Consider the following 9,460-nt stretch of genomic DNA (forward strand, 5'->3'; position numbering starts at 1 on the left):
TGCAAAAATACGTCATTTATTTTGTTTTAGCCAAAGAAAGTACCACAAATAGAAATAATTTCTACCTTTGCTATTATTAAAATGAATTTTAATGAAGAAGAATATCCTCCTTTTCTCTTGTTTTCTGGTGATTGCGGCAGTCAGCCTGAAAGCACAGGAAATACGTCCCATGCCTGCCGATTCAGCTTATGGGGTAGTGCATATCTCTGTTTGCAATTTGCGCGAAGAAGGCAAATTTACTTCCGGCATGAGTACACAGGCATTGTTGGGGATGCCGGTCAAAGTACTTCAATATACCGGTTGGTACGAGATACAAACGCCGGATGATTATACCGGATGGGTACACCGGATGGTGATTACCCCCATGTCGAAGGAACGTTATGATGAGTGGAACCGGGCGGAAAAGATAGTGGTTACTTCGCATTATGGATTTGCGTATGAAAAACCGGATGAAAGTTCTCAACCTGTGTCCGACGTGGTTGCAGGCAATCGTCTGAAGTGGGAGGGAAGCAAGGGGCATTTCTACAAAGTATCTTATCCCGACGGTCGGAAAGCATACATCTCTAAATCTATTTCTCAACCGGAAACAAAATGGAGGGCCTCATTGAAACAAGATGTTGAAAGTATCATTGCGACTGCTTATTCGATGATGGGAATTCCTTATCTGTGGGCAGGAACCTCTTCCAAAGGAGTAGATTGTAGCGGCTTGGTACGTACCGTGCTTTTTATGCATGATATTATTATTCCGAGAGATGCGTCTCAACAGGCTTATGTGGGCGAACATATTGAGATTGCTCCTGATTTTGCCAATGTACAACGGGGGGATCTAGTGTTTTTCGGTCGTAAAGCAACTGCGGAGCGTAAAGAAGGAATCTCTCACGTTGGTATTTACCTTGGTAATAAACAGTTTATCCACGCTTTGGGCGATGTACACGTCAGTAGTATGAACCCCGCGGATAAGAACTATGACGAGTTCAACACGAAACGTCTGCTTTTTGCCGTTCGCTTCCTACCTTATATTAATAAGGAGAAGGGAATGAATACTACGGATAATAATCCTTATTATAAATAGTTGATAAATGATGTTTGATAGTTATTGTGAGTATTTTGTATAAATATCTATCATCTATTATCTGTTACCTGTCATTTATCACTTATCATTTGTAATTTATCATCTATTAAAGCATGCAGAACAGAAGAGATTTTTTGAAAACAGCGACTTTGGCTGCTTTGGGTTCAGGGTTGGTTGTCCGTCGGACATTAGCCGGAGAATCATCGCTTTCTAACGTCTATATAAATAAGCTCGGTTTGGGAGGAAAGATGAAAATGAGCTTTTTTCCTTATGAATTGAAGTTGAAGCATGTGTTTACGGTTGCCACATATTCACGCACAACGACTCCTGATGTACAGGTGGAAATAGAATATGAAGGGATAACGGGGTACGGAGAGGCCTCTATGCCTCCTTATTTGGGAGAGACGGTAGAATCGGTTATGAGTTTTCTGGGGAAAGTGAATCTGGAACAGTTTAGTGATCCTTTTCAGCTAGATGACATTTTGTCATACGTTGACAGCCTCTCGCCAAAAGACACGGCGGCGAAAGCTGCGGTAGATATCGCCCTTCATGATTTAGTGGGAAAACTGTTGGATGCTCCCTGGTATAAAATATGGGGATTGAACAAAGAAAAGACGCCTTCTACCACCTTCACGATAGGTATTGATACACCGGATGTAGTACGGGAGAAAACAAAAGAGTGCGCCGATCAGTTTAATATATTAAAGGTAAAGCTGGGACGGGACAATGATAAGGAGATGATTGAAACCATCCGCTCGGTAACGAATCTGCCGATAGCGATAGATGCCAACCAAGGCTGGAAAGACCGTCAATACGCGCTTGATATGATTCATTGGCTGAAAGAAAAAGGTATTGTGATGATAGAACAGCCTATGCCGAAGGAGAAGCTAGACGACATTGCCTGGATAACGCAACAAAGTCCATTGCCGATATTTGCAGATGAATCGTTGCAGCGTTTGGGAGATGTAGCTGCCTTGAAAGACGCTTTCACGGGAATTAATATTAAGCTGATGAAATGTACCGGTATGCGTGAAGCATGGAAGATGGTAACACTGGCTCATGCGCTCGGTATGCGTGTGATGGTGGGTTGTATGACAGAGACCTCGTGTGCTATTTCAGCAGCTTCACAGTTTTCGCCATTAGTCGATTTTGCCGACCTGGATGGTAACTTGCTTATTTCTAATGATCGCTTTAAAGGGGTAGAAGTAGTGAAAGGAAAGATCACCTTAAATGATTTGCCCGGAATCGGTGTCATGAAAATCTGACTTTACTGAATGAATGTCAGAGTGTTAAAGCTATCTGACATACAACGAATGTAAATTTGTCAGGTGTTGTCGTTAACCGCTGTTAAGCTCCAAATATTCTCTGTTAAAAGTGGACAAAAAAGAGTGACAAGTGGAATAAGTGAACGATATTTGTTATTATTTTAACGTCGTAAAAGTTAAAACAATGTCGAATATTAACAATTTAAAGAATTATAAATCATGAAACAGACAACAAAGAACATTCTGGGAGTAGGAGCAATCATTCTTCTTAGCTCAGGAGTTGCAGGATTGACAACTTACAAATTGTTGCAATCTAACGAAGCTGCTAAAGAGACATCTTTTAATGAGATGTTCAAGCAGAATCCCAATGTCAAATTGGCTGCTTTTGACGCTGTGAACGCTCAACCTGTTGACCTGACTCAGGCTGCGGAGAATTCGCTTCATGCTGTCGTACATATAAGGTCTACTCAAGAAGCTAAAACAAGAACTGTTCAGCAAGCGCCGGACATCTTCGATTTCTTTTTTGGTGATGGACGCGGACAGCAGCGTCAGGTACAGTCTCAACCTCGTGTAGGTTTTGGTTCGGGAGTAATCATCTCGAAAGATGGATATATCGTAACGAATAATCACGTGATTGAAGGTGCGGATGAAATCAGTGTGAAACTGAATGATAACCGTGAGTTTAAAGGACGCGTGATTGGTACTGACCCCAGCACCGACCTTGCATTGGTAAAAATAGAAGGTGATGATTTTCCGACTATTCCGGTAGGAGACTCCGAAGCGTTGAAAGTAGGAGAGTGGGTATTGGCGGTAGGTAACCCGTTCAATCTGAACTCTACTGTAACTGCCGGTATCGTAAGTGCGAAAGCCCGTTCTCTGGGTGTATATAATGGTGGTATAGAATCATTCATTCAAACGGATGCTGCTATCAATCAGGGGAATAGTGGTGGTGCGCTGGTAAATGCCAAAGGTGAACTGGTAGGTATCAATTCGGTGCTTTCTTCTCCGACAGGTGCTTATGCAGGATATGGTTTCGCTATCCCGACCAGCATTATGACGAAGGTAATTGCCGACCTGAAACAATACGGAACAGTACAACGTGCATTGCTCGGTATTCGTGGTGGTTCTATCGGTAGCAGTTTGATGGACGACCGTCAACCGATTGATAAATCCGGTAAGACACTGGCAGATAAAGCTAAAGAATTGGGTGTTGTAGAAGGAGTGTGGGTTTCTGAAATCGTAGAAAATGGTTCTGCTGCAGGAGCTGACATTAAAGTGGATGACGTAATTATCGGTGTGGATAATAAGAAAGTATCCAATATGGCCGACTTGCAGGAAGCTCTTGCGAAACATCGTCCGGGTGATAAAGTGAAAGTGAAACTGATGCGCGATAAGAAGGAAAAGACCGTTGAAGTAACGTTGAAGAACGAACAAGGTACTACCAAAATCGTGAAAGATGCAGGTATGGAAATCTTGGGAGCTGCTTTCAAAGAATTGCCGGATGATTTGAAGAAACAATTGAATCTGGGTTACGGTTTGCAGGTGACAGGGGTTTCTTCTGGTAAGATGTCAGATGCAGGAGTTCGTAAAGGTTTCATTATCCTAAAAGCTAATGACCAGCCGATGCGCAAAGTCAGCGATCTGGAAGAGGTGATGAAAGCTGCTGTTAAGTCTCCGAATCAGGTATTGTTCCTGACCGGTGTGTTCCCATCCGGTAAACGCGGATACTTCGCTGTCGATCTTACTCAAGAGTAATATATAAAATAAGGTAAGAAGATTATAGGATAAGCTAATGAAATAGAAAAAGGATGCCGCCAATCAACTTGTCGGCATCTCTTTTTGTTTTATTAGTTGAAAAATATAGTGTAAAAGTTACTTAATTTTGTATGTTAACAAATTATTTGTCGTAACTTTGCACTCCAAATCTGTTTTTAAAGAATGAGACAACTAAAGATTACCAAAAGTATCACTAACAGAGAGAGCGCTTCTCTTGATAAGTATTTGCAGGAAATCGGCCGTGAAGACCTGATTACTGTCGAGGAAGAAGTGGAACTCGCTCAACGCATTCGTAAGGGTGACCGTGTAGCATTGGAAAAATTGACACGTGCCAATCTTCGTTTCGTCGTATCTGTGGCTAAACAGTACCAGAACCAGGGTTTGAGTTTGCCTGACTTGATTAATGAAGGCAATTTAGGACTGATTAAGGCTGCCGAGAAATTTGATGAGACACGTGGATTTAAGTTCATTAGCTACGCTGTATGGTGGATTCGCCAGTCTATTCTGCAAGCATTGGCAGAGCAGTCGCGTATTGTTCGTCTCCCGTTGAATCAGGTAGGTTCGCTGAATAAGATCAGCAAAGCCTTCTCGAAGTTTGAACAGGAAAACGAGCGGCGTCCGTCTCCCGAGGAGTTGGCAGACGAACTGGAAATTCCGGTTGATAAAATCTCTGATACATTGAAGGTATCCGGCCGTCATATTTCGGTGGATGCGCCTTTTGTGGAAGGAGAGGATAACAGCCTGTTGGATGTGTTGGTTAACGATGACTCGCCAATGGCGGACCGCTCTCTGGTTAATGAGTCTCTTGCGAGGGAAATTGATAGAGCTCTTTCTACGTTAACCGATAGAGAAAAAGAAATCATTCAGATGTTTTTCGGTATCGGACAACAAGAAATGACATTAGAAGAAATCGGCGATAAATTTGGCCTCACACGTGAGCGCGTTCGTCAGATTAAAGAAAAAGCAATTAGAAGACTTAGACAAAGTAATCGTAGTAAATTGCTCAAATCTTACTTGGGATAAGTAAGGAATATCAGTTTCTGAAAAAAAGAATTTGAGTCGCATAAGTCGCACTTTTCATGTAGAAGAATGTACTTATGCGACTTTTTATATAAGTCCTATTCTATAATTTAATCTTGTGCTATGTGAGTTTTATGAAGAAATTTGTTCTAATATCATTTGTTCTGGTTGCTTTGGGAGCAGGGGTGATGGCATACGCAAGATATGCGACATTGTCTTCTGACACGGTGCCAGTTAAAATAGAGCAACGTTTGCGTGAAAAAGCGCAGGCTGGAAAGGCTTATTGTGATAAGAACGGGTATAATACAAGTTATTGCTTTCTGGTAGATTTCAGTATTCATTCCGGTAAAAGGCGTTTCTTTGTATGGGATTTCAAGGGAGATTCTGTGAAGTATGCAAGTCTTTGTGCGCATGGATACGGGAAAAACAGTACGCTGTCCAAGCCTGTATTCAGTAATGTGGAAGGTAGTTATTGCTCTTCTTTAGGAAAATATAAAGTAGGGATACGGTCGTATAGCAAGTGGGGGATTAATGTTCATTATAAATTGCATGGATTGGAAGCAACGAATAACAATGCTTTCAAACGGTATATCGTGTTACATTCTTATACTCCGATGCCGGAAACGGAGGTGTATCCTTTGCATCTTCCATTAGGAATCAGTCAAGGGTGTCCTGTGATATCTGATGAGGTGATGAGGAAGGTTGACAGGCTGCTCAAGGCAGAAAAGAAACCTGTATTGTTATGGATTTATGATTAAGAAATGCTATTTATTTGAGATAAATCGAGGTAGTCTCCTCTTTTTTGTTACCTTTGCGAAGTTAAAAATTATATGATATGAAATACGTAAAAATACTATTTGCAATTGCACTTGTGTTTACCATGTGCTCCGCTTTTTCTCTGAAAAAAGACCATTCTAAACCGGTTTATGCTTTTGGAATTTCTGCTTCATTTACGGATACGATAGTCTATTTCACGGATATTCAGATATTAGATAGTGCGAAGGTTAGCAAAGAAGGGTTCTTGGCTCATCGTGAATTATATAGTTATCAGTTGAAAAATTATCTGGAGGATAACCAACTGCAGCAGAATAGTACATGTATGATTTACTTCTCGGAAAACAGAAAGAAGTTGGAAAAAGAAGCAACGAAGATTCTGAATAAATATAAGAAGAATAATAGAATGACGGTATCGCGGATTGATTCAGATAAATTCCACTTTACGAAACCGGAAGAGTAATAAGCAATAACTTAATTGTTAATATAATAAGAGATGCAGGTTTGCATCTCTTATTTTTTTATCTTTGTCCCTGTTATAAATGAGGAATATTATGAAAAAGATTAAAATATTATCGCTTTTGTTCGTATGTTTGTCGATTTTCTTATCAGCTTGTGGTGATGATGATACTCCTGTTCCAGTAACGGTAAAAACAGTCTTGATGTATCTTGTTGGAGACAATGATATCAGTAATGATATATATAACAATATAGCATCAGTTGAACGAGGATTGAGCGAAGTTACGTCTCCTGGTACATTTGTAATTTATTGGGATGGTGGCAGTAGAAAAGGTGAGTTTCCTGTCCCGACTCTGTTTAAGTATGAAGTGGATGGCAAAGGTTCTGTCAGTAAAAGAGAAGTGATAAAAACTTATAGTAGCCAGAATTCAGTATCAAATGAGGTGATAATTAATGTATTGAAAGATGTGGAGGCTTACTGTCCAGCTGAAAAGTATAGTCTGATTTTGGGTTCTCATGCTACCGGATGGTTGCCTGCGGACTATAGTAAGAGCCGTTCTTTTGGTGACGACAATGGAGCTAAAATTCATATTCCTGATTTATCGAAAGCTTTAGAACAATCAGGTATTCATTTTGATTATATATTATTTGACGCTTGTTTAATGTCTCAAGTTGAGGTTGCTTATGAATTAAGAAATACTGCTGATTATTTAATTCTTTCTCCTGCAGAGGTTATGAGTGCGGGTTTTCCTTATTTCAAGATAACGAAATATTTATTGTCTGCGGATAACTCAGAGCAGAATGCTATAAATGTCGCAAAGGACTTTATTGATTACTATAAAAATGAATATAGTTATTCGTGGGGTACTATTGCGGTGATAAAAACGAATGAAATATCGGCATTGGCGAATATTACTTGTTCAATTATGAAACAGTATCAGGACAATCTGGTTAAGTTTGATAATAGAAAAATAGATTATTTTCAAGCCCATTATGGTTATGGGAGGTCTCCTTTGGATCATTCGGCATATGATTTTCGAGCTTTTATGCGTGAATTGACTGATAATAATATTCCTTCTGATTTTGAAGAGCAATTGGAAAGGGTAGTTATATATAAGAACTATGTTGACGATTATAAATTGGTGAATATAGATTCGGATATATATTCGGGTATCGGGTGTTATATACCGGATACTAGGTATTTAAAATGGAATACTTATTTTAGGACTTTGCAATGGTATTCGGCTACCGGATGGGATGAGACTGGCTGGTAAATGCAGGAGGATATTTTTCAGATGTCAACCAGGTGAGAGCTACCCTCCACAAAAAAAGTAATGAACAGCCCGGCGGGTACAAAAGGTACAGTAGGTACACTGCATATTTTTCTCACACACACGTGCGTGCGTATAATAGGTATAGAAAGTACCGCTTGAGACTAAGTGGTTTCTATTGACAAACAGGGCAACCGCACCAAAAGTTTGTTTTATTTCCGCACGGTTCTGAATCATTTGATAACGGAACACCGTGTAACTGACCTCTTTCTTAATGAATAAAGTATAATAAATGCCACTATAAGATCATTGCCGTTCATCGATTTCACCTGATTGTCGAAATGCCGATGAATAAGGAGATAGCGGGTGAAGGCAAGTGGCAAATTCAGGCAAAACTGAACATTATCGGTTTCACCTTGTCTTTTCAAAATATTCCTTGAGCTAAAACTAATTTCATTATAGCTAATCCGGATATCATTATAGCTAATGAAAATATGCTTATAGCAAATCCACTGTCAGGTATTAACAGATAATCCATCAGGAGTTAATAGTATGGATGTCAAGTATTAACACCTTGATTATTATCTACTAACACTTGAGTTGGCAGATCTATATATTCAACACATTGTATCTATATACTTACCGCGTTGAATCTATACATTCAATACGGTGGCTCTATATGTCCAGCAATCGGTGTAAATAAATTTGAAAGGTGAAAGCAATAACGGGAGATTTCACCTTGATTTTTTCTACGCTTTCACCCGCTATCTCCTTATCCATCGATGTTTCAGAGATAAGGTGAAACTGGTGGAACTTATGACTCAAAAGTTCATGTTCTACTTATGCGAATCAGTAATTGAAAACAAATTTTCATTCATTTCCACACAGGTTTGAACAAGTTCATCCACACTAGATTTTGTTCCTTACCCGTTAAAATGAAACAAATTTTGGTGCGGTTCCTCTTGCTAATTTTATAAGACCTTACCTCATCTTGCGAGCTCTCTGCTGTTCTTGTTGTTTATATCCTGTTGCTCTTTCTCCCTTCATAAATTAGGAATAATACTGCACTCATTTGATTGAAACGCTTGATTGCATACAGCGTGTTTGTCAATGCAGGTGATAAGGGCATTATATAGCGCGCGTGTGCGTGTGTGATAGAGCCTCGAAAAAGTGTACCTGCTGTACCCGTTTGTTATTAACAGGGTAGTGCTTTGTTAATGCTAAAGCAGTGCTTTACGAGTGCTAAAGCTACGCTTTACGCTCTCTAAAGCTATGCTTTTTTTAAGTTCTTTCAAAGCGTCTGGTATTACTTTTGTTTCTTTGCTCATTCTCATGCCCCTTTCTCTACTGTTGAAAAAATATGTTCTACAACATCATTATCCTTCAGCGTTTTAGCAGATTCTTTCAAAAAAACTTCGAAAAAAGAGTTTAATATATTTGGATTGTATACGAAAAGGGTGTACTTTTGCACCCGCTTTCCAAGAGAAGAAAGCCTTGCAGAATTGACATAGTGAAAAAGCGAGATTGCGCTTAAAGAAAAGAACAAAAAAACTTCCGAAAAGTTTTGGATTATAATAAATAAAGTTCTTATCTTTGCAGTCCGATTCGCAAAGAAAACGGCCTTTGTTTTTCTTTAATACATTCTTTCCCTTTCGCATAGAGAGCCTGAGAAATGAGTAAAAAGAAAAAATAAAAAAACTTCCGAAAAAGTTTGGTAGTTAAAAATAAAGCCTTTACCTTTGCACCCGCTTTTAAAACGAAAGCAGCAAGTTCTTTGAAATATTGATAAACAATACAAGTAGTACAAGTAAAAAAATAGAACC

Annotated in this window: 8 protein-coding genes; 7 read left to right on the plus strand and 1 reads right to left on the minus strand. The window is 39.4% G+C overall.

Annotation, left to right across the window (positions count from 1 at the left end):
* Positions 1 to 91: 91 nt before the first annotated feature.
* The 7 genes from KTR06_RS19930 to KTR06_RS19960 all read left to right on the plus strand — a co-directional run bounded on the left by KTR06_RS19930 (position 92) and on the right by KTR06_RS19960 (position 7,640).
* The gene (locus tag KTR06_RS19930) at positions 92 to 1,072 is read left to right on the plus strand and encodes an NlpC/P60 family protein (RefSeq protein ID WP_074708625.1); all 981 of its coding nucleotides are present in this window, start codon (positions 92 to 94) and stop codon (positions 1,070 to 1,072) included.
* A 113-nt stretch (positions 1,073 to 1,185) separates the two neighbouring features.
* Positions 1,186 to 2,337 carry a dipeptide epimerase gene (locus tag KTR06_RS19935; RefSeq protein ID WP_118408813.1) on the plus strand — a complete coding sequence of 384 codons (1,152 nt, stop codon included), beginning with the start codon at positions 1,186 to 1,188 and terminating at the stop codon, positions 2,335 to 2,337.
* 219 nt (positions 2,338 to 2,556) lie between these two features.
* On the plus strand, positions 2,557 to 4,092 hold the full coding sequence (locus KTR06_RS19940) for a trypsin-like peptidase domain-containing protein (protein WP_004317638.1): 1,536 nt from the start codon (positions 2,557 to 2,559) through the stop codon (positions 4,090 to 4,092).
* A gap of 183 nt (positions 4,093 to 4,275) precedes the next feature.
* The gene (locus tag KTR06_RS19945) at positions 4,276 to 5,136 is read left to right on the plus strand and encodes an RNA polymerase sigma factor RpoD/SigA (RefSeq protein ID WP_002561589.1); all 861 of its coding nucleotides are present in this window, start codon (positions 4,276 to 4,278) and stop codon (positions 5,134 to 5,136) included.
* A gap of 131 nt (positions 5,137 to 5,267) precedes the next feature.
* A complete protein-coding gene (locus KTR06_RS19950; RefSeq protein WP_217290753.1) occupies positions 5,268 to 5,891 on the plus strand; it encodes a murein L,D-transpeptidase catalytic domain-containing protein in 624 nt (207 codons plus the stop codon).
* Positions 5,892 to 5,968: 77 nt separating this feature from the next.
* On the plus strand, positions 5,969 to 6,370 hold the full coding sequence (locus tag KTR06_RS19955) for a hypothetical protein (protein WP_134985828.1): 402 nt from the start codon (positions 5,969 to 5,971) through the stop codon (positions 6,368 to 6,370).
* Between the two features lie 91 nt (positions 6,371 to 6,461).
* The gene (locus KTR06_RS19960) at positions 6,462 to 7,640 is read left to right on the plus strand and encodes a clostripain-related cysteine peptidase (RefSeq protein WP_004303863.1); all 1,179 of its coding nucleotides are present in this window, start codon (positions 6,462 to 6,464) and stop codon (positions 7,638 to 7,640) included.
* Between the two features lie 1,584 nt (positions 7,641 to 9,224).
* Here the strand turns inward: KTR06_RS19960 and KTR06_RS19965 are convergent.
* Positions 9,225 to 9,460 (minus strand): hypothetical protein (locus KTR06_RS19965; protein WP_217290754.1); only part of this gene is annotated, 236 nt, incomplete at its 5' end.

Source organism: Bacteroides sp. MSK.20.12 (assembly GCF_019052435.1).
GTDB lineage: Bacteria > Bacteroidota > Bacteroidia > Bacteroidales > Bacteroidaceae > Bacteroides > Bacteroides xylanisolvens.